At 69.1% G+C, this 18,591-nt stretch carries 20 protein-coding genes and 5 pseudogenes; 10 read left to right on the forward strand and 15 right to left on the reverse strand.

Annotated elements, in window-relative coordinates:
- Positions 1–55: 55 nt before the first annotated feature.
- On the reverse strand, positions 56–1,282 hold the full coding sequence (locus tag J5Y04_RS13165; RefSeq protein WP_209412175.1) for an FAD-dependent monooxygenase: 1,227 nt from the start codon (positions 1,280–1,282) through the stop codon (positions 56–58).
- Positions 1,283–1,369: 87 nt separating this feature from the next.
- Between J5Y04_RS13165 and J5Y04_RS13170 the strand changes: the two genes are divergently transcribed.
- A complete protein-coding gene (locus J5Y04_RS13170) occupies positions 1,370–2,053 on the forward strand; it encodes a TetR/AcrR family transcriptional regulator (protein ID WP_209412176.1) in 684 nt (227 codons plus the stop codon).
- A gap of 505 nt (positions 2,054–2,558) precedes the next feature.
- On the opposite strand, the gene J5Y04_RS13175 is transcribed toward J5Y04_RS13170, so the two are convergent.
- Positions 2,559–3,170, reverse strand: coding sequence for a DUF6368 family protein (locus J5Y04_RS13175; RefSeq protein ID WP_209412177.1), 612 nt, complete (start codon positions 3,168–3,170; stop codon positions 2,559–2,561).
- Between the two features lie 134 nt (positions 3,171–3,304).
- Positions 3,305–3,457: pseudogene (locus J5Y04_RS13180) on the reverse strand (DUF4287 domain-containing protein); the annotation flags it as partial.
- 40 nt (positions 3,458–3,497) lie between these two features.
- Here J5Y04_RS13180 and J5Y04_RS13185 point away from each other — a divergent pair.
- From J5Y04_RS13185 to J5Y04_RS13190, 3 genes and pseudogenes are all read left to right on the forward strand, one after another.
- Positions 3,498–3,713: pseudogene (locus J5Y04_RS13185) on the forward strand (IS256 family transposase); the annotation flags it as partial.
- 9 nt (positions 3,714–3,722) lie between these two features.
- A pseudogene (locus J5Y04_RS43925) lies at positions 3,723–3,851 on the forward strand (IS256 family transposase); the annotation flags it as partial.
- Positions 3,852–3,893: 42 nt separating this feature from the next.
- On the forward strand, positions 3,894–4,877 hold the full coding sequence (locus J5Y04_RS13190; RefSeq protein ID WP_209412178.1) for a GNAT family N-acetyltransferase: 984 nt from the start codon (positions 3,894–3,896) through the stop codon (positions 4,875–4,877).
- A 237-nt stretch (positions 4,878–5,114) separates the two neighbouring features.
- Here the strand turns inward: J5Y04_RS13190 and J5Y04_RS13195 are convergent, their stop codons facing one another.
- From J5Y04_RS13195 to J5Y04_RS13205, 3 genes are all read right to left on the reverse strand, one after another.
- Positions 5,115–5,495 carry a transposase gene (locus J5Y04_RS13195; protein WP_245204755.1) on the reverse strand — a complete coding sequence of 127 codons (381 nt, stop codon included), beginning with the start codon at positions 5,493–5,495 and terminating at the stop codon, positions 5,115–5,117.
- A gap of 269 nt (positions 5,496–5,764) precedes the next feature.
- Positions 5,765–6,268, reverse strand: a complete 504-nt coding sequence (locus J5Y04_RS13200) for a GNAT family N-acetyltransferase (RefSeq protein WP_209412179.1) — start codon at positions 6,266–6,268, stop codon at positions 5,765–5,767.
- A 263-nt stretch (positions 6,269–6,531) separates the two neighbouring features.
- Positions 6,532–7,320: an alpha/beta fold hydrolase gene (locus J5Y04_RS13205; protein ID WP_209412180.1), complete on the reverse strand. Its 789-nt coding sequence runs from the start codon at positions 7,318–7,320 to the stop codon at positions 6,532–6,534.
- A gap of 174 nt (positions 7,321–7,494) precedes the next feature.
- Between J5Y04_RS13205 and J5Y04_RS41605 the strand changes: the two genes are divergently transcribed.
- Positions 7,495–7,983: a hypothetical protein gene (locus J5Y04_RS41605; RefSeq protein ID WP_245204821.1), complete on the forward strand. Its 489-nt coding sequence runs from the start codon at positions 7,495–7,497 to the stop codon at positions 7,981–7,983.
- Here J5Y04_RS41605 and J5Y04_RS43930 read toward each other — a convergent pair.
- From J5Y04_RS43930 to J5Y04_RS13220, 4 genes are all read right to left on the reverse strand, one after another.
- The gene (locus J5Y04_RS43930; protein WP_374106014.1) at positions 7,931–8,233 is read right to left on the reverse strand and encodes a hypothetical protein; all 303 of its coding nucleotides are present in this window, start codon (positions 8,231–8,233) and stop codon (positions 7,931–7,933) included. The genes J5Y04_RS41605 and J5Y04_RS43930 overlap by 53 nt on opposite strands.
- 13 nt (positions 8,234–8,246) lie before the next feature.
- Positions 8,247–8,783: a DUF6193 family natural product biosynthesis protein gene (locus J5Y04_RS41610; RefSeq protein WP_307853104.1), complete on the reverse strand. Its 537-nt coding sequence runs from the start codon at positions 8,781–8,783 to the stop codon at positions 8,247–8,249.
- Positions 8,784–9,576: 793 nt separating this feature from the next.
- Entirely contained in the window at positions 9,577–9,972 is a 396-nt protein-coding gene (locus J5Y04_RS41615) for a hypothetical protein (protein ID WP_245204756.1), read from the reverse strand.
- Positions 9,973–10,017: 45 nt separating this feature from the next.
- Positions 10,018–10,344: a hypothetical protein gene (locus J5Y04_RS13220; RefSeq protein WP_245204757.1), complete on the reverse strand. Its 327-nt coding sequence runs from the start codon at positions 10,342–10,344 to the stop codon at positions 10,018–10,020.
- A 248-nt stretch (positions 10,345–10,592) separates the two neighbouring features.
- Between J5Y04_RS13220 and J5Y04_RS41620 the strand changes: the two are divergent.
- A pseudogene (locus tag J5Y04_RS41620) lies at positions 10,593–10,754 on the forward strand (IS5/IS1182 family transposase); the annotation flags it as partial.
- A gap of 63 nt (positions 10,755–10,817) precedes the next feature.
- Here J5Y04_RS41620 and J5Y04_RS13225 read toward each other — a convergent pair.
- From J5Y04_RS13225 to J5Y04_RS13235, 3 genes are all read right to left on the reverse strand, one after another.
- Positions 10,818–11,387 (reverse strand): SMI1/KNR4 family protein, encoded by a 570-nt coding sequence (locus tag J5Y04_RS13225; protein WP_209412182.1) that lies wholly within the window; start codon positions 11,385–11,387, stop codon positions 10,818–10,820.
- Positions 11,388–11,580: 193 nt separating this feature from the next.
- Positions 11,581–11,967, reverse strand: coding sequence for a hypothetical protein (locus tag J5Y04_RS13230; RefSeq protein ID WP_209412183.1), 387 nt, complete (start codon positions 11,965–11,967; stop codon positions 11,581–11,583).
- Positions 11,968–11,979: 12 nt separating this feature from the next.
- Entirely contained in the window at positions 11,980–12,552 is a 573-nt protein-coding gene (locus J5Y04_RS13235) for a TetR/AcrR family transcriptional regulator (RefSeq protein WP_209412184.1), read from the reverse strand.
- A gap of 119 nt (positions 12,553–12,671) precedes the next feature.
- Between J5Y04_RS13235 and J5Y04_RS13240 the strand changes: the two genes are divergently transcribed.
- A complete protein-coding gene (locus tag J5Y04_RS13240) occupies positions 12,672–13,112 on the forward strand; it encodes a nuclear transport factor 2 family protein (protein ID WP_209412185.1) in 441 nt (146 codons plus the stop codon).
- A 261-nt stretch (positions 13,113–13,373) separates the two neighbouring features.
- On the opposite strand, the gene J5Y04_RS13245 is transcribed toward J5Y04_RS13240, so the two are convergent.
- On the reverse strand, positions 13,374–13,745 hold the full coding sequence (locus J5Y04_RS13245; RefSeq protein ID WP_245204759.1) for a hypothetical protein: 372 nt from the start codon (positions 13,743–13,745) through the stop codon (positions 13,374–13,376).
- A gap of 194 nt (positions 13,746–13,939) precedes the next feature.
- The gene (locus J5Y04_RS13250; protein WP_209412187.1) at positions 13,940–14,665 is read right to left on the reverse strand and encodes a TetR/AcrR family transcriptional regulator C-terminal domain-containing protein; all 726 of its coding nucleotides are present in this window, start codon (positions 14,663–14,665) and stop codon (positions 13,940–13,942) included.
- 104 nt (positions 14,666–14,769) lie between these two features.
- Between J5Y04_RS13250 and J5Y04_RS13255 the strand changes: the two genes are divergently transcribed.
- From J5Y04_RS13255 to J5Y04_RS41625, 3 genes and pseudogenes are all read left to right on the forward strand, one after another.
- The gene (locus tag J5Y04_RS13255) at positions 14,770–15,102 is read left to right on the forward strand and encodes a hypothetical protein (RefSeq protein WP_148647027.1); all 333 of its coding nucleotides are present in this window, start codon (positions 14,770–14,772) and stop codon (positions 15,100–15,102) included.
- Between the two features lie 392 nt (positions 15,103–15,494).
- Complete coding sequence (locus J5Y04_RS13260) at positions 15,495–16,985, forward strand: FAD-binding protein (protein ID WP_307853092.1); 1,491 nt, start codon at positions 15,495–15,497, stop codon at positions 16,983–16,985.
- Positions 16,986–18,050: 1,065 nt separating this feature from the next.
- A pseudogene (locus tag J5Y04_RS41625) lies at positions 18,051–18,194 on the forward strand (pirin family protein); the annotation flags it as partial.
- Positions 18,195–18,591: the final 397 nt, after the last annotated feature.

Here is an 18,591-nt window from a genome sequence, read left to right on the forward strand (position 1 = left end):
GCTCCGCGGCTGGCTCCGGAACCGGACCGTGGCGGGCCTCCGAGATGGGGTGGAGTCAGGGCCGGGTGGGCGCGGCGGCGATCCGAGGCGCGGTCCAGTCCGCGTGTCGCAGGACGGTGCGGATCATCGCGCCGGACGGGGTGAGGCGGATCGCCGTGTTGCGGGCGGCGACGGCCAGCGGGTGCGCGAGCTGCTGGCCCATCCGGCCGGCCCGCCGCGCGTCGCGGGCGACCGTCTGGCTGCGCGGGCGCCGCTCGGTGTCGTACCGGGTGAGGGCCGCCTCGACGGTCGGCTCCGAGCCGAGGGCGGAGGCAAGGGTCACCGCGTCCTCCAGCGCCTGGCAGGCACCCTGCCCGAGGTGGGGGGTCATGGCGTGAGCGGCGTCGCCGAGCAGTGCCACCCGGCCGGCCGTGTAGGAGGGGAGCGGGGTGGACAGCTCGTTGATGTCGTGGTGCAGGACGGCTCCCGGGCGGGTCGCGGCCAGGAGTGCCGGAATCGGCTCGTGCCAGCCGGCGAAGCGGCGCCGAAGCTCGGCCAGCGGGTCCGGGTAGCGCACCCCGGCAGGGGCGTTCAGCACCGCGTGCCACTCGGCCCGCCCGTCCGGGAAGGCGATGTGGCCGAACTCGGCGCCGTGCCCCCAGGTGAGCTCGAAGTCGGCGATCGGCTCGCCGGCCGGTCCCTCGACCGGCTGTGCGGTGATCGCCCGCAGCACCGTCGAGCCGCTGTAGGCCGGCCCGGGGTGACCGGGGAAGAGGTGGCGGCGCAGCCGGCTCCCGATCCCGTCGGCGGCCACCACCAGGTCGGCGTCGACCGCGGTGTCGCCGTACCGGACCCGCACGCGCGACGGCTGACGGGCGTCCGCGGGCCCCGCCGCCGTGTCCGGCCCCGTCTCCACTGCCGTGACCTCCGCGCCGATGACCAGCGACTGGGGCGGCAGTGCCTCGCGGAGGATCCGGTGCAGGTGGGCGCGGGGAATGCCGATGATCGGTGCGCCCAGCTCGCGTTCCAGCGCCCGGCCGTCCATCCGCGCCAGCCGGCGTCCGTCCGGGGTGCGGGTCCCGCCGGTGTACTGGCGGCGCGAGGCCATCTCCACCGCCTCGCCGACGCCGAGGGCGGTGAGCGCCCGCAGACCGTTGGCGGCCAGCGAGATGCCGGCGCCCGCGTCGTCCAGGACGGGTGCACGCTCGACCACCGTGACCTCCCACCCCGCCAGCCGGAGCCCGATCGCGGCCGCCAACCCGCCGATGCCGCCCCCGACCACCACTGCGCTGTTGCTGCTCATCCCCGGTCCCTCCCTGGGCTTCACGCCATCTTTCTACAGATGTAGAAGGAGCGTACTCCCCTCTTACTACGGGTGTAGAAAGGGGGGATGCAGGAAGCTGGGGCACACGGGCAGGAACAGTCGGACGGTCACGGCGGGGGCGCGGGCGGGAGTGCGGGCGCGCCCGGGGCGCAGGCACCCGGTGCCGCACCGCGCGGCGCCGGTCGGCGCACCCTGTTGGCGGACGCGGCGATCGGCGTCCTGGCCGACGCGGGCGTACGCGGGCTGACCCACCGCGCGGTGGACGCTGCGGCCGGACTGCCGGCCGGTACGACGTCGGCCTACCTGCGCACCCGGCAGGCGCTGCTCACCGCGCTGGTCCGACGCCTGGTCGAGCTCGACCAGGGCGAGCTCCAGGCCCTGGGCGAGCAGGTCGCGGTGCCGCGCTCGGCCGCCGAGCTGGCCGAGGGCATCGCCGTACTGACGGAACGCCGCCTGACCGGCGAGGGCCGGCGGCGGTCGCTCGCCCGCTACGCCTGCGCCGTGGAGAGCGTGCGCGACCCCGAACTGCGCGAGATCCTCGTCCCGCGCGAGAACGCGGGCCGCGCGGTCGTCCGTGCGTTCATCACCGCCCAGGGCGTGGCGGACCCGGAGGGGCGCACGACCACGCTGCTGGCCTGCATCGACGGGCTGGTCTTCGACCGGCTGGTCGGCGGCGGCCCGGTACGGGCCGACGAGATCGAGGGCCTCGTCGCGGCAGCCCTGCGCAGGCCGGATGCCGCCACCAACTGACCCGGTCGCGTCCGCGAGCGGGTGGGCTTGTGGACGATCACGCAATTCCGCGGTCACGTTGTTCGGCGCTGGCGCGCGCTCCCCAAGCCACTGGAAAGACCAGCCGTCTCGCGCGGCATCCTGCCAGGCCGATGTAGCGACGCCGAGGTGGTCGTACTCCCAGCAACGGGCCGTCTCGTGCCGCTCCCCACCCAGGGTCCAGCCGCGCCTCACCTGGTTTCGACGATCGTCCGGACTGCGGGGTGGAGGGTACGCGGTGGAGCCGTGGCGGCGAGTGTGGCATGGGGAGGGCATGGAGACCCGGCGCACGACAGGCCCGGCGACTGTGCGGAGGCCGTCGACGGATCAGGTCGCCTGGGCGGAGAACGAGTTGGGCGTGGACCGGACGCCGATAGCACCCCGCGGAGCTGCGGAAGCAGGAGGTCTGGCCCCGGGGAGAAGCACCGCAGCGGCGGCCCAGAGTCCAACTTGGCCTGACCAATCGTCACTGAGCGAGTGAAAAGCGCTACTTGACCAGGTGAAAACCTGGATGCTGAAGCCACGCCGAAAGGAACTCCACATCACCGACGTGCCGGAACCACCGCCCGCCACCCCAGGTGTCGTACGAGACTTCCGCGACTCTTCCCGGGAGGGAGCCGACCAGCGCTCTCGCGCGTTCCAGAAGCGCCTCGTCGCCGGTGTCCTCACGTGGGGTGGGGTAGCTCAGAAGGCCGTCGAAGTCGATCAGGGCGCCGAGGCGTTCGGCGAGCGCGAGTGTGAGATGACCGAGCACGAGGTGGTTCGTCGGGCCGGAGCAGCCGGCGCCGAGTATCAGCCCCTGCGCGGGTGGCTGCGAGAACGCGGAGTAGTCCTCGTCCTCTGCCGGTAGCTCCTCGTCCTCGGACAGGAAGAACACACCGGTGCTGTTGGGTTCGAAGGCCGGGAGCCCCACGGCCGAACCGTCTCGCACCCAGAAGTCCAGGTCTCCGCGGAGCCTCGTCTCGACCGGCTCGCAGAAGCCCTCCAGCCACGGGACCACATCGTCCACGATGTCCCCGAACTCGCGCGGTTCGAAGAGCCACAGCCCCACTGCCGGTCCCGCCATGTCGTCCCCCGGAAAGTTGTGGCCCAGTGCCATCCGGACCCGGTTCTACCAGGTGTGGATGGCGACCGCTTGACCATTCATGAGACACGGCCTTGGCGTTGGCATCATTCGGATCATCGTCGTTGCCGACTACGGCGGCGAACCCTGTTCCTGCGCTTCTGTCCAGGTCAAGGTGATCTCGGAGAAGCGGCAGCAGCGTCGGCGGGGCCACCGGTGCTGCCGCGCTCGGCGAGGGCGTGGGCGACGAGGGCTTTGGCGTGCCCGTGACCGAGGCCATGCTCGGCCTTGAGCCATGCGACGAGTTCCATGTGCTTGGTCAGGGAACGACCGAGACCGGCTCTCTGATCGACGACATCGTCCGCGAGGTGGATACTGGCCGCCGCTCTGGAGGCTGAAGTCAACTCCTGCATTGCCGAGTTGGCCAACCAGCGAGACGAGAGCGGGCGCCGCCGGGTGGTCCGCAACGGCTATCACCAGCCCAGGAGGGTCACCACTGCGGCCGGGGTGATCGAGGTGAAGGCTCCACGCGTCAACGACGAGCGCGTCAACGAGGCAATCGGCGAGTGCGAGCGGTTCGTGCTCCTCAAGCTCGTCGAGTCCGCCCAGGCCCGCTGGCGAGCCGTGAATGCGCCCCACCTCGTTGCCCTCGTCCGCGCCGGGGCCCGCTTCGAACGCGGCCAGCTCGTTGAACGGCTGCAGACGACCGCGGTGTGAATAGTGTGGCGGACCTGCCTCGAAGTTCGAGAATATCCGGTCATGTTGGATGGCACGGCAGGACAGGACCTTCCGGTCGGCTTCGCGTTCCGGCCGTATCGCGGCGACGAAGATCACGGCGCCATGGCCGCGGTGCGGCTGGGGTGTGCCGAACGGGACCGGGTCGATGCCCGTTCGGTTGTGGAGGGGATCCCGGCAGCGGCCGAGATCGCCGAAGCTTCTGCCAAGTTGGAGGAGCCGTCCAAGAACCAGATCCTGGTGGTGCTCGACGGGAGCGTCGTCGGCTACTCGACGATCCGCTGGTGGCAGGAGCGGAACGATACGTGGCTGTACCTGCACCGCGGCTACCTCTTGCCCAGGCATCGCGGCCAGGGCATCGGCTCAGCCATGCTGAGCTGGGCCGAGGAGCGGATCCGCCGGCTCGTCCAACAGCATGGAACGGCGCGGGCGGCAGTGATCGGCGCGAACGCCATGACCTCCGAGCAGGATGCCACAGCACTTCTCCGCGCGGCCGGCTACCGACGTGTCTTCAGCCTGGTCGAGCTGGAGCTGGGCGATCTGCAGCAGATGCCCGAGCCGGGCGGCGAACTGCCGGCCGGGATACGCACAGGGCCGATCGGGACGAGCCACTACCGTGAAGCCTGGAGGACGGTCGTCGATTCGTACGCGGACAGCGGCTTCACTCGGAGATGGCCGTTCCAGGAGTTCGTCGACACTGCCGACCCGGCATGCTGGAGGGCTGCCTGGAACGGGCAGGACATGGTCGGCGTCGCTCTCTGCTCCATCCGCCGTCACGACCACACCGTGGGCGAGGTGGAAGAGCTGAGTGTCCGGACGGACCAGCGACGTCTCGGAATCGGCCGGGCCCTGCTGCTGGACGGGCTGCAAAGCCTTCGCGAACAGGGCGCAACGACCGCCCGGCTGTTCACGGGCACGGCAAATCCGCACCGGTCCTACGACCTCTACGAGAGCGTGGGATTCCGGCGGCAGAACGAGTACGTCCGCTACCGCAAGCCGCTTGCTTGATCGACCGGTCATCGGGCTGTCCGGTCATCCACAGGATTTGGCAACAGCTCCTTCTCGATCGACGGGAAGTAGCTGCTGCACGGGGCCCTTCGCCGGTGCGGTCATGACGCGCCGTCCTGTCTGTTTGAGTGCGGCGGTCTCGGGATGTTGCAGTGCGTCCGGGATCTGGGCCGCTACTGCCGTGCGATCGGGGCCAGGCCAGCCAGCTGGGTTGTGGCTGCGGTGAGAAGCCGTATCTCAACCGAACGTGATTCGTTGATTTCTGCTGGTCAGGCATGGTGTAGCTCGGAATGAGAGAGACATCAGGCGTCTTGTTTCCGCTCCGTGAGCGTTGGGCTCGGCCTCGCGGCCCTCGCGCTCACGGACCGTCCCGTGCAGCCGGTCGTGGAACTCGGCGATCAGCCTGTGCTCGCGCCGGCGGTGGAAGAAGGCGTAGGCCCGGGCCCGTGCGGGGAAGTCCGAGGGCATCGCCCGACACGAGATCCCGCCCGCGACCCGGTGGCGGATCGTGTCCAACAGCTGCCGGTGACAGTAGCCCTCGGGCCGTCCACCCCGCCCCTGGAACCAGGCCGGCACGGGCAGCAACGGCGGGACGGCCGCCCATTGCGCGTCCGTCATGTCCGACGGATACCGCGCACCCGGGCCAGCAGTTCGGTCGCGTTGCCGTACACGTGCACGAGGCAATCGCACGACACGGAGGGCGAGTTGAGGTCAACTGCTCGGGAACGTACAACAACGACAACAGGGCCTCCGGGAACCACTCGGAATGGGATCGCACCCCCGAGCCGCCTGGAGGCCCTGCTTTCGCGCGCGGAAACCGCCGTAGTCACCCGATCGAGACTCCCGTTCGGTCGACAGCCTTCGGGATCGGTACGGGAAACACCCACTTACCTGTCGGGATGCTCCGGCAGGGCGAGCCAGTCCGACCAGGAGATCTCGCGGCCGAGGAAGCGCGGCTGCTCGAACGGCCAGTCGGCGGCGATCCACTGCGGCACCAGCGCGTCGAAGGCCTGCTCGACCTTGCTGCCCACCAGCTCGTCCACCACCCACCAGGAGATCTCGCCGTCCGCGCCGGCCCTCTCCGGTGGGTCGATGTAGACACAGCCGAGCAGGGCTGTCTCCGCCGCGTCGAACAGCGCGTAGTTGAAGGACTGGTGTGCGGCGATCTCCTTCTCGTGCCGCAACAGGTCGGCCTGGTCGGCCTCGTAGGTCATGGTGGCCGCGGGCCAGCCCCAGGCCGGGCCGAAGATGGTCCACAGCCGCTCGCGCGAACCCATCACAGCCGGATAGTCGAGCGGGGCGTCCGCCTCCCGGATCGGCCGCAGGTGATGGTCACCGCCCGGCAGCGGTACCAGGACGGGGTGGACGAAGTCATCGGGAAGCCAGCTCATGGCGCCTGACCGTAGCAGGGCACGGCCGTCCGCGCCCCTGGATTTTCCCGTATACCGCCAGGCCCTGCTCTCATGCCGGGCAGGGCCCGCGATCACCCGATCGAGACTCTCGTTCGATCGACGGACTCCGTGATCGGTATGGCAACGGCTTCGAGCTAATCGCGAGCGGTCCGAGGCCGGCGTCCTCGGCGCGCAACCTGACCAGATCGCCTTCGAGCAGGGCTTCGTCTCCTGTGGCGGATGGGGTGCGGGCCGGGGCTGGATCAGGCGAAGAACTTCAACAGGACGGGAGCCAAGACGTCGGCGGCCACGTCGTGGGTCTGGCCCGCCGGCGTCATGTGCTCGGCCCCCGGGACGGCCGCAGCGACCGCGCGGGCAGGGGCGCGCAGCAGTTCGGGGCTGGCGCCGCCGTCGACGACCAGAGTTGCCGCGGTGATCCGGGCGAGGGTGTCGACGGGGACCGTCGCACCCGTGCGGGCGTCCAGGGCCTCGGCGTCGTGCACCAGGGTGGGGGCCGCAGCCTCGAACAGCGGCCACACCGGGGCGGTGCGCATCTGGTCGACCATCTCGGTCGGCATGCCGGCGAAGGTCATGAACCGGGCGACGGCGTCACCGCGGCGGCCGTCGGCCACGGCCGCCGCCAGGTCCGCCGCGTACCGGGCGAAGTGCTCGCGCTGAGCGTCGTCGGTGCTGAACGGCGGCTCGTGGACGGCGAGTCGGGTGATGCCGATGTCGCGGGTGGCGGCGCTCAGGGCGAGAGCCGCGCCGGAGGAGAGGGCGGCGACGTGTGCGGAGCCGCCGGCGGCCGCGATCACCGCCGCGAGGTCCTCGATCTCCCGCTCGACGGAGAAGGGCGCGGTGTTGCTGCTGTCGCCGCGGCCGCGCCGGTCGTAGGTGTGGACGGTGTGGTGGGTGGCGAGTTGGTCGGCGATGGCGGCGCCGGGGCGAACGGCGCGGTGGCACAGTGCCCCGTCGACGAGGACGACGGCGGGTCCGATTCCGGTGATGGAGCAGGCGATTGCGGTGCCGTCGGCGGAGATGACGGTGGTCATGGCAGGGGTCTCCTCGTGTGATCGGATGCGGTGGGTGTCGATGGGGTGCGAGCCGGGTCCAGGTGGGCGAGGAAGCCGAACAGCAGGTGGTGAAGGTTGCCAGGTCGTTCCAGGTGGAGGTCGTGGCCGGCACCGGGGATGCTCGCGGCGACGGTGTCGGGGCGCAGGGTGAGCATGACCCTGGCGTCAGATCCAGGCCAGCCTGCCCCCGAGCCGAAGAAGTTCGCAGACCCCTCCGGCTCGCCCTGGCCGAGGGGACACCGCTTCGCCGACCGCACCCGTGCCAACCACGCGACCGTCCAGGAACTGCTGGCCGCCGGGCTCAGCCGGCGGGCGATCGGCCGCCAACTCCGGATGACCTCCCGCACCGTCAAGCTCCTCGCCGACGCAGCCTCCCCGGAGGACCTGTTCCAGGGGCAGTGGCAGGGCCGACCTTCCAAACTCGACGCCTTCAAGCCCTACCTGGATGACCGCTGGAACCAAGGCTGCACGAACGCCTGGAGAGTGTGGGAGGAGATCGTGCCGCTCGGCTATCAGGGCAGTTACCAGCGGGTCGCGCCTATTTCCGGGAGAAGCGGCTCTCGCCAGGGCCGTCACGGCTCGGCCACCGTCACCCCGGGTCGTCGCTGGATGGATCCTCCGCCGACCGGAGACCCTCACTGAGACGGAGCACCTTCGGCTCAAGGCCGTTCTGGTCCACTGCCCTGAACTGGACGCCCTCACCGGCCACGTCCGCGCCTTCGGGCAGATGCTCACCGAGCGCCAGGGCGAACGGCTGCCGCAGTGGCTCGATGCCGTCCGGCAAGATGACCTCCCCGGCCTCCATACCCTCGCCGCAGGCATCGACCGTGACCGCGATGCAGTCATCGCCGGCCTCACCCTGCCCTGGAACTCCGGGGTCGTCGAAGGCCACGTCAACCGGATCATTATGTGGAATCTGTTTTGTCAAGGTCTTCGGCGGTGCCAGCAGCCGCTGGCCCGCAGTTGTGGGGCAGATGGGCGACGACCAAGGCGACGGCGTCGTCAGGGGTGTCGGCTTCTCCGATGTCCGCCGGTCCGTGAGGTGACCGGGTGTGCCACCAGGTCACTCGGTAACTTCCGTTCGCGGGAGTGATCACCGGGATGTCGTGGGTGTAAGGGAATCCGGTGCAGCGGCTGAAGTTCAGCGTCCGGTGGCTGTGGAAGGGAAACAGGGCTCGCAGCTGCGGCTGGGCGTATGCAGCCTCGATGAGTTCATGGTCCACGTGCCGTGCTGTGGTGTGCCGATAGCTCGTCCATTGGGCCTCGACTGCGTCACCACGCTCGTGGGCCTCGGCGAGCGGACTGTAGTCGACGAACGGGCATGCGGACTTCAGGCGTGCCAAGGTGGCGCCGGACTGCCAAGCGCTGATGGCCGACACGACGGCGTCCAAGCTGGTCGTCGTGCCTTTGCCCATCCCAACGCCGCGTTCCCAGAAGTTCACGATGAAGGCGCGCTCCGCGATGCCGAGGAGAACGCTTGTCGTCCGACTGCCACCGTCTACGCGGGCTCCGGACCGCCACCAGCCTGGAGCGCGTTCGGGGAGCACGTCCAGCCCGTATCCAGCGTGATGAACAGCTGTCTGCAGGATGCTCTGGAGCGTTTCGTTCCCACCGAGTTCGGGATATAGGCAGACCAGGTTGTCCGTTGCGGGGGCAGGCCTCACGATTCCCCCTCTCGCCGATGCACTCCGAGTGCGGTCGGCCCTTTAACACTTCCCGACGGCGGCTCGCTACACTTCCCGACGGCGGCTCGCTGCGTCGGACTTCGACGAGAGGAAGCAGCCTGGAGTTTGCAGATATTCCGAGCTGGCGGGGCGTCGGACCTGCCGGGGTGGGGACATCGGCGAGGCGGTCAAGGAGCCTGTCCAAGGCGGTCTGGCCGTCATTGACGGCCAGGCGTTCGTCGTCGGTCAGCGGGATGGTGACGAGCATGCGCTGAAGATTGCCTTTGGCCTCCAGGATCTGACTCTTGGTGGACCCCTTCGGGGTGTAGAAGTCGCACTTGGCGCACGCCATGCGGTGCTGGCACTGCTCGAAGAAGGTGTAGGTGCAGTAGCCGTGGCCGAGGTCGTAGTGATGCCAAGGCTCACCGGCCGCGGCGGTGCCGGAAGCGACCGCGTCGCGGTCGACCAGGACCTCGATCGTGCGGACGTTCCGCTCGAAGTAGCCCGCCTCGGAATACGCTTTGGACAGGGTGTTCGGGGTGATCTTCGCGTAGTACTGGGTGGATTCCGGTCATCGGTGAACGAGCCAGGCTTGCAGTTCGAACAGCGTCATCGGTTCCTTGGCGTTGTAGAGCTGGCTGGCGATGGTGGACCGGGCTCGGTGGCTGGTGATGTTCCCGCGGACGTCCGCGTCCGGGACTCCGGCCTTGCGGCAGAGCATCGGGATGATCGTGTTGTTGATGTAGTGCGTGGAGACGCGGCGGGCCCGGATGGCGAACAGCAGGTCGACGCGCTCGCCGGTGCGGCGGTCGGTGAACTTCGGTTCATCCGGGCGGACGGCCTGCCAGGCATCGACGGCCTGGCCGAGGATCGGGTCGACCGGCTTGGTGAATGCTGTGCCGGTCTTTGTGGGGCGGGACGTCGAGGAGACAGACGGTGTCGCGGGCCAGGACCTGCTGGGAGTCACCGGTGATGGGGGTGCCGTCGTGCTGCCAGCGGATGCAGCCCACCCTCAATGAACAGGCGGACCGGCACCAGGCGCTGCTGGATTGTGGCGTTCGCCAGCCCCGACCCCGAGTCGATCGCCACCGTTCGCACCCCGAAAGTGCGGTCGTGACGTCAACTCTCGTACGTAGACGGCGATGTGGGCGCGGTTCGCGGTGACCGGGTCGACGTCCTCCCGCTCGCACATCACCAGGTACTCGGCCAGTCCGCGGGCGTAGGCGTCGATCGTCCTCGGCGCCCGACCGAGATCAGTCCAGATCTGCAGCCGCACCGCCGCCTGCTCATGCCGGCCCAGCACCGGCCACTTATCCGTCAGCACCATCGTGCCGCTCAAGCCATCTCCCAAGTCCGTGGTTGCACCGGGGAGACATGATCGCCCCGGACAGATTCCACGAAACTTTTAAGATGCTCAAACGCCAGATGTTCGGCCGAGCCGGCTTTCATCTTCTCCGCAAGCGAGTCCTTCTCTACTCGTGATGCACAGGACAGACTGCGTCATCAACGAGGCCGAAGCCTTCAGGAACCTTTCCAGGAACTCCCGCCGCACGGGGTCGGACTCGGCTTCGGCCATCGTCCCGAGCAGAGCGGGCGATCAACCGAGCCCTGTCAGTGGCACGAGCACCGGTCGAACGAAGCATCGCGTGACTCAAGTCCTGGCAGATCCTCCGCCGGGCCCGCTGCAGCCCCAACCTGATGACTTTCATCGCCGCAGCCATCCTCACCTTGGAACGTCAATGCTGCTGAATCCCATTGCCGTTCCAGGGTGGGGACGGATTGGCAATGGCCGTCATCCAGTTGGGAGCCGTCTCACGACCAGACAAGTCGACCTTCGGTGAACCGACAGACCGGTGAGCTTCCATCGGCGATCCTCGTCAGCGTCTCCGCCACGGAGTCGAAATACTGGGCCATCGATTCGTACTCGCCCGTGACCGTGGGGTCACCCACGAACCAGCTGCCGACGCGCCCGTCCCGCACATCGACGAACTTTCCCATCCAGCCGTCCTGGTCCGACAGGAACGGGATCCACTCATTCCGCCAGAACGGGGAGTCCGGCTGGTGCGGAGGGTCGAATCCGCAGGACGTGGAGCGGTTCGCGTGGAGCCTCTCCATCGCCCGGATGCCCAGAAAGAAGCTTCCCTCGTCGGGGAACCCGTCGAAGCCGCAGCATGCCACTTCGTCGTCGACGTCTCCCTCTGGCAGATCCAGATTGTTCTGCAACAGCCACGTCCGCAGGTCCCCATGCAGGGAGATCCCCATCCGTTCCTCGGCTGCCGCGAGCATCTGCTCCGTAGCGGGCCCCGGCAGATCTGCGTGATCGGCCGGTGCGTGCTCCCGGAGAAGAGTCATCACACGCGACCAACTCTCAGTCACACTCATCGCCCTTTGCCCTCCGTCCTCTCCCCATGATCATCTTCCCGCCCCGAAGTGCGGGGTCGGCCCCTCAGTGAAGTGACCGCCCGCGACTTTTCACAGACAACCCACTGTGTCCGGCGGGCCCAGCCGATGAGCTTCCAGGACTCAAGCGAGGGCCACGGCGTCACCCTGGGGTGGCGAAGCTGAAAACGCTCAGTCAGCCCTCCACGGAAAGTGAGCCAGAACCCGTTCTCGTGAACAGAGCCAAGGGATCGACGCTGTGGACGTCGCCGCCGAAGTCATTGGTCCACAGGGCCGGCGTGGCCGGTGCGAGGTCCAGGAGCAGGGTGAAGACGACACGGAAGGGGAAGCCGAGGGGATCGCGGTCGGTGAAGGAGAAGAACTGCTGGTCCGCGAAGTAGGTGAGCTCGTGCATGTCGCCACGGAACGGAACGTCGAGGGTGTAGACGGCGAAGCGGGGAGCAGGCCCGGCCATGCGGGCGTCCGGCCAGTTCCGCCGCAGGGCCTGGTCCAGTTGCTCGGGGGTGAACTCCCATGAGGCGCCCTGCCGCTGGTCCGGCATGACGAGGTACCTGCCGCTCACAGCCCTCCCCTCTCACTGCGGCCGCAGTCCGTCGAAGACCACGTCGAAGATCCGCTCCCGGGCGGCCGGGTCCGCGCCGAGCTGATCCATCGACGCGGTAGTGCCCACCAGGAGCGCCATCAGCTCCGGCACGCCCAGCTCCGGACGGACTGCGCCGGCGCGCTGCGCTCCGGCCAGTAGTTCGGCCAGCTGAGTCCGGATCACCGTGCTCGACTCCCGCAGGGACTCGTGCGCGTCCACCCCGGCCGCGGCGAGTGCCCGGGTGAACTCGTTCTTGCCCGCGGACTGGTCGATCACCAGACGGAAGGCGTCGAAGAAGGCGGTGGCGGGTTCGGTGTCGATGGTCAGCTCCGCGGTCCGGGCGGCGATGGCCTCCAGGCGGCGCACCATCACCGCCTCCAGGAGTGCCTCCTTGGTCGGGAAGTGCCGGAAGAGCGTCCCGACCCCGACCCCGGCCGCCCGGGCGATCTCCTCGGTCGGCGTGCCGACGCCGCGGGCGGTGAACACCTCCGTGGCGACGTCCAGCAGTCTGGCCCGGTTGCGGGCCGCGTCCGCCCGGAGCGGACGCCCCTGAGCGCCGTTCATCCCTCTCACCTCTTCCGTGCGTGGCGGAGCCACCCCTGGACAACCGGAGTCGCCAGTCCGTATCGTCTAATCGGAGTCGCTAGTCCGATTCTAGCGGCGGAGCCCACTGGAGGTTGATCATGTCTGAAACGCGGTCGCCGCGCGAGGTCTTCCAGGAACTGCTCAATGGCATCAGCGAGGGGCGGTTCTCGGAGCTGGCCGAGCTCTACGCCGAGGACGCGGTGGTGGAAACCGTCTTCCAGCCGGTCGGTCCGCGGCGGTTCGAGGGACGGAGTGTGCTCGCCGAGCGGTTCGCGGAGGTCGCCGCGCGCTCGCCGATCGAGCTGGCCTCGAAGAACGTGGTGATCCGGGAGACCGACGACCCGGAGGTGATCGTCGCCGAGTGGGACTACGAGGTGAACCACCGGGTCACCGGACGGACCGTCGAGGCCCCCAACATCCAGGTGTTGCGGGTCCGCGACGGCCTGATCGTCCACAGTCGGGACTTCCACGACCACCTGGCCCTCGCCGTGGTCGGCGGAAACCTGCCGGACCTGGTGGCGGCGCTGGCAGCCGAGTAGCGGACTGCCGGGACGCCGGGACGCCGGAGAGAAGCGTCCGGCCCGTGTCCCCGGTCAGGTTTCCGTCGCCGAGGCCCGCCTCCCGATCCGGGCGAGCAGGCGCCGGAACTTCCTGGCCGGGGCTGCGGGCGGCGACGCGCCATGGCCGCTGCACGGGTTGCCGGGCAGTTGCGGGGCCTTCCTGAAGTTCCTGGGGAGGACGCGCCGATGGAGTGGAAGGCGCCAGGGTGCTTTCCACGTGGAGACCCGGCAGTCGGCGGATCACCGTCGGGCCTTCTGCACCAGCCCCCGGTTCCGGTTGGCGAACGGGCGAGCCCCGTGGACCCCCATGAACTCGGCGATGAGTCCCGTCTCGGCGTCACCCGGGTCCTGTTCGGCCGTCGGCCGCCAGGCGACGAGCAGGGCCGCCGAGTCCCGCAACTGCCAGATGTAGCGCCCGCCCCAGTGGCCGACCGCCTGGCCGGCCCCGTGGCGGCGGTGCTCGTCGAGCCGTTTGCGGAGCCCGCGTCGGCCGGTACGGCCCGCCGACGCCTTGCCGGCGTACAGGATGCAGGCGTCCTCGACCCAGGCCGCCCTCAGCACCTCAATCGCTACGGACGGATCCCGCCCCTTGAAGTGGCCTGCGGTGCTCACGGGCAGGAACTCCGGGCGGGACGCCGTCGATCGGAGGACGACATAGATCCCGGCCTCCGTCGGCACCTCACTGTCGCCCAGCTCGCCAAAGGGCACGAACCCGCAGAACCCACGCTCGGCCAGCCCATCCCGCGTCAAATCCGCTCCGGGAATCATGCGCCGCATGGTGTCAGGCGGCCGGATGGCGGGGGAGATCAGTGTCGCGGCCTCGCGCCGTCCCCGGTGGTAGAACCCGCCTCTGAGGTGCCCGCCTCCTTGGGGCCTGTCTCGATCTCGGCGGCGAAGCCGGCGAGCAGGATGCGGAGCGTGCGGTGGAAGCGAAGCTCGGAGTCCAGGCCGGCACCGGTGGCGAAGGCCTGGGCCAACTGCGGGAAGACCGCCGGGTCCAGTGACCGGAACTGGTCGGGGTCGGGCTCCGTGCCCTCGTGGTGGGGGGTCTCGCCGACCTCCGCGAGGGTGTGGCCGAGGGTGTACGACACCACGGTGTTGAGGACGTCGAGCGCGTCCGCGAGTGGCACCCCGTCGGCGCGCAGGGCGTCGATTCCGCGCTCCAGCAGGTGGAGTGCGGCGGGGGTGGCGACCGGGCGGGTGGCCAGGACGGTGAGCATCGCCGGGTGGTCGAGCAGGATCCGGCGCAGGGCGACGGCGAAGTCGCCGACCACCGCCGTCCACGGCCGCCCGGCGGGGTCGGTGAAGAGGTCGCCGGCGGACAGCGTGAGCAGGCGCTCCACCATCCCGTCGAGCAGGGCTGCCTTGCTGGGCACGTAGTAGTAGAGCGTCATGCCCTCGACGCCGAGCGCCGCGCCGAGCTTGCGGGTGGAGAGGGTCGAGAGCCCGTGCTCGTCGACGAAGGCGAGGGCCGCGTCGATGATCTTCTCCCTGGTCAGACCGGTCCTCGGGCGCCCGCGTCCGCTCGCCATCGACTGTTCCTCCGCGTCTCGTCTTGACATGTCTTGCGATGCAAGAAAATAATAGCGGACAACAGAGTTCTTGCACTGCAAGAAAACCTTATGGGGAGGACGTCATGCAGCTGGTCAGCGTCATGGTGCGCAAGCTCAACGACGGGGTCGACTACGGGGAGTTCCGCAAGGGGTGGATCCCGGACGAGGTGGTCCCGGGGGATCCGCGGACCCGCGTCATCACGGCCGCGAACATGGAGAACCCGCAGGAGATCGTCACCATCGCGATCATCGAGGGCGACCACGGGCCCGAGTCCGTCCAGGAGTGGATGGAGCGGCTCGCCCCGGTCGAGGAGCGCCGCTTCGAGCGGATCAAGGACATGGTCGGTCCGCCCTCCCTGAACGCCGTCTACCAGGTGCTGGCCGAGGACGACCTCTCCAAGCCGATCGCCGAGTAGGGCGGGATTGGAGGCGGAGGTGGGGTCGGCTGGGGGCTGAGGGTGGGGTGGGCCGCCTGGGGTGACGGGACATTGGCCGGCCCCATCGGCAATGCGGTTGGGCCGAGAGGAATCGGGGGATCCCCGGGGCTCCTGGGATTCCCAAGAAAGGACGTACAGTCACATTAATTCGTATAGGGATTCACATGGGCAAACGTGCATGCTAGCGTGCGCCTGCCAGCTTCTCAGAGCCGAGAAAGTGGGTCCCTGTCATGCGTCAAGAATTCTCCCGGCGCGGATTCCTGGGTACTGCCGGGATGAGCGCCGCCGGAGTGTCCGCGGCCTCACTCGGCTTGGCGGCCGGCGCCGGTCCGGCGGCTGCTCAGCCCGTGGAGGTGCCCGAGGGGCAATCGGTGCTCCCGAACGACTCGCGGTACCAGACGCTCAGTCAGGGGTTCAACCAACGGTGGAGCAGCACGCCGGCCTACATCCGGCTGGTGGGCAACGAGGCCGACGCGGTGGCGGCCCTGAGGGCGGCGCTCGACAAGGGGCTGCGGCCGACGATCCGGGGCGGCGGGCACTGCTACGAAGGCTTCGTCGACAACGACAACGGCGTCATCCTCGACCTCAGCACCCTGCGCGGCGTCCGCGCGGCGACGGACAAGTACGGGGCGTCCACGTACTGCGTGGAGGGCGGGGCCACCAACTGGGACGTCTACACCACCCTGTTCCGCAAGTACGGCGTCACGCTGCCGGCCGGCTCGTGCTACTCGGTCGGCGCGGGCGGGCACATCTGCGGTGGCGGGTACGGGCTGCTCTCCCGGCGGAACGGGCTGACCGTCGACCACCTGGTCCAGGTCGACGTGGTGACCGTTCGCGCCGGCAGGGTGGAGGTGACCAGGGCGCACCGGGACGACCCGACCGGCTCGGCGGAGAGGGACCTCTTCTGGGCCCACACCGGTGGCGGCGGGGGGAACTTCGGCGTGGTGTTGCGCTACCACTTCCACCACCAGCTCCCGAAGCCGCCGCCGAGGGTCTGGCTGAGCAGCGTCGCCTGGCCGTGGGACGACCTGCTGAAGCAGCCCGCGGACTTCCGTCAGCTGGTGAACAACTTCGCCGCATTCTTCGCCGAACACAGCGGGAAGGGCGAATCGATCTACCAGGGGTTGTTCGCCATCCTCAAACTCACCCACTGGACGAACGGGAACGTGGTCCTGCTCAGTCAGTGGGACGAGGACGATCCCGCGCCGCTGGAGAGATTCCTGGCCGCCATGGAGGCCGGAATGAAAACCAAGGCGACCGTCCAGACCCACAGCGCCGGCGGGCTGTTCCTGCCGTACCCCGACAAGAGCCGCCAGATGCCGTGGTTCCAGGCCACCATGACGCTCAACGGGTCGGGCGACAACCAGCGCGGCAAGTACAAGTCGGCCTACCACCGCAGGCCGTTCACCCCCGCGCAGGTCGACGGCTTCTGGGAGTGGCTGACGAAGAACGTGCCGGGCGTCGACCTCACACAGACGCTGGTGCAGATCGACTCCTACGGTTGCCGGATCAACGAGCGCAAGCCCACCGAGGACGCCGTTCCGCAGCGTGACTCGATCATGAAGCTCCAGTACCAGACGTACTGGACCGACCCGGCCCAGGACACCGCCCACCTCGATTACCTGCGCGGCCTCTACCGGGATGTGTACAAGGCCACCGGCGGCATTCCCGAGATCAACACCGACACCGACGGCGCCTACGTCAACTACCCCGACACCGACCTCGGCGTGGCCGGACAGCCGAACCCGGCTTACCAACGGCTCTACTACAAGCAGAACTACAGCCGACTGCAGAGGGCGAAGAAGACCTGGGACGACAAGAACGTGTTCCACCACGCCCAGTCGATCACCTTGCCGTCCTGACTACGCACGCAGAGTCATGTCGACCATCCGGTAAACGGAAGATGCCGGGGCGAATGGTGCGAGTAAAGAGCTGAGAGTGACGACTTGCCCCGAGCGGAGCCGGCTTGCCGGGCCTTCTCGCGACGCCTGAACGGGTTCGGCGAGCCAGGGTCAGGGGTCTCAGCTGTGCGCGTGTTTGTGAGGGTCTACTCGGACTGATGCTGACTTTTGCTGACCTCGGCTGACGGTTCGTCAAGGTAGATCGGCGTATCAGGCTGGTCCGGCGCGATGTGTGAGCGATGCCCTCACGGTCGGTTCCCACCTCCACCACGCCTCCACCCCTGCCAACCTCCACGAGCATTTCGGCGTCGTGGAAGCGGAACGAATCAGCCCGGACGGCGCCGTCGACCGCGCGGCATGGCAACCCAGGGAACACGACCGTGTCGAGGCGTGGGCGGGGACGGTCCGGCAGTCCGGTGTCCGGTGCGACCGTGTTGCACAGAAACCGGGAGCAGCCGGAGGGGACCTTGCGCGGTTGGCCGCGCACGGCCCCCGGGGCGCGGTGATCGACGCCTCCGCCTCGTCGCTCGGACCGCGTGACGTGTTGGCCGGTGCGCGGGTCCTGGAACCGGGTGTCGGCCGGTATGCGTACCGGACCCCGGCACGGTTGATGAGGATCCCGGCGAGGCACGCAGCACCGCGCAGCCGCGGGCGCGCCGCAGGGTGGCAGTGTCCGGCGCGGGCCGGTTGGGCGTTGTGGCACGAACCGGTCGACGGCACCGTCCAGAAGCAGGATCCAGGCGGCGGCGAGGTCGTTGCCGGGTCGCCCGCGCAGAGGCCGCCGAAGCCGATCACGCCGCAGACGGTGCCGTCCGTGGTGAGGACGCTCGCCGGGTGCAGGGCAGTGCGGAGCCACCGGGCTGGGCCGGGCGGGCACGGCGACAGCGTCCTCCCAGACCGCGCGGACGGCCGCCGTGCCCTGGATCAGGCCGAACTCGCCGGCTCTGGCGAGGTGCGCGGCGAATCCCTCGGCGAAGTCGGCCGGCGGACCGCCGCGGCTGCGGCCGATGGGTTCCCAGGCGGGCGCGGTCCGGTGAGGAGATCGTACAAGCACGGAACGACTGGGAGAGGAGCTCGCGGTTCGGCGAGGTGCACGGTTACGACGGTGCGCGGCTGCGTGCTCCCGAGCTGCCGGATCTTCCGCTCAAGTCGCATGGGCGGGTGCGCTGACTTGTGAAGATGTTGCCATCTGGCGTGCGGGCGGGCAGTTGGCCGGCAATTCCGGAGCGCTTTTCGGCCGTCGGGTCGACGGCCGATCCGGAAGGTTGCCTGCGGCGCGGCGACGGCTGGGGTGAGGGCTTCTCGGTTCTCATCTCCGAGAGCGTGTAACCGGGTCTGCTCGGGTGGGTGCTGACCTTTTGCTGACTCTTCTGATGGTTGGTCAGGCAGAGGCGTTCTGGTGCTTCCGCCGGTCGCGTTCCGCACGTACCGGGGGATCACGGAGCTGCGGAGGCACTCGGCCGGTGAGGCGGTGAGGTCGGCAGTGACTGGGAAGCTGCGGGTGTACCTGGGGGCGGCCCCTGGCGTCCGACCGACTGCACAGGGAGCGGAAACCCTGACGGGTGAT

It is taken from the genome of Kitasatospora sp. RG8 (assembly GCF_017813315.1).
Lineage (GTDB): Bacteria > Actinomycetota > Actinomycetes > Streptomycetales > Streptomycetaceae > Kitasatospora.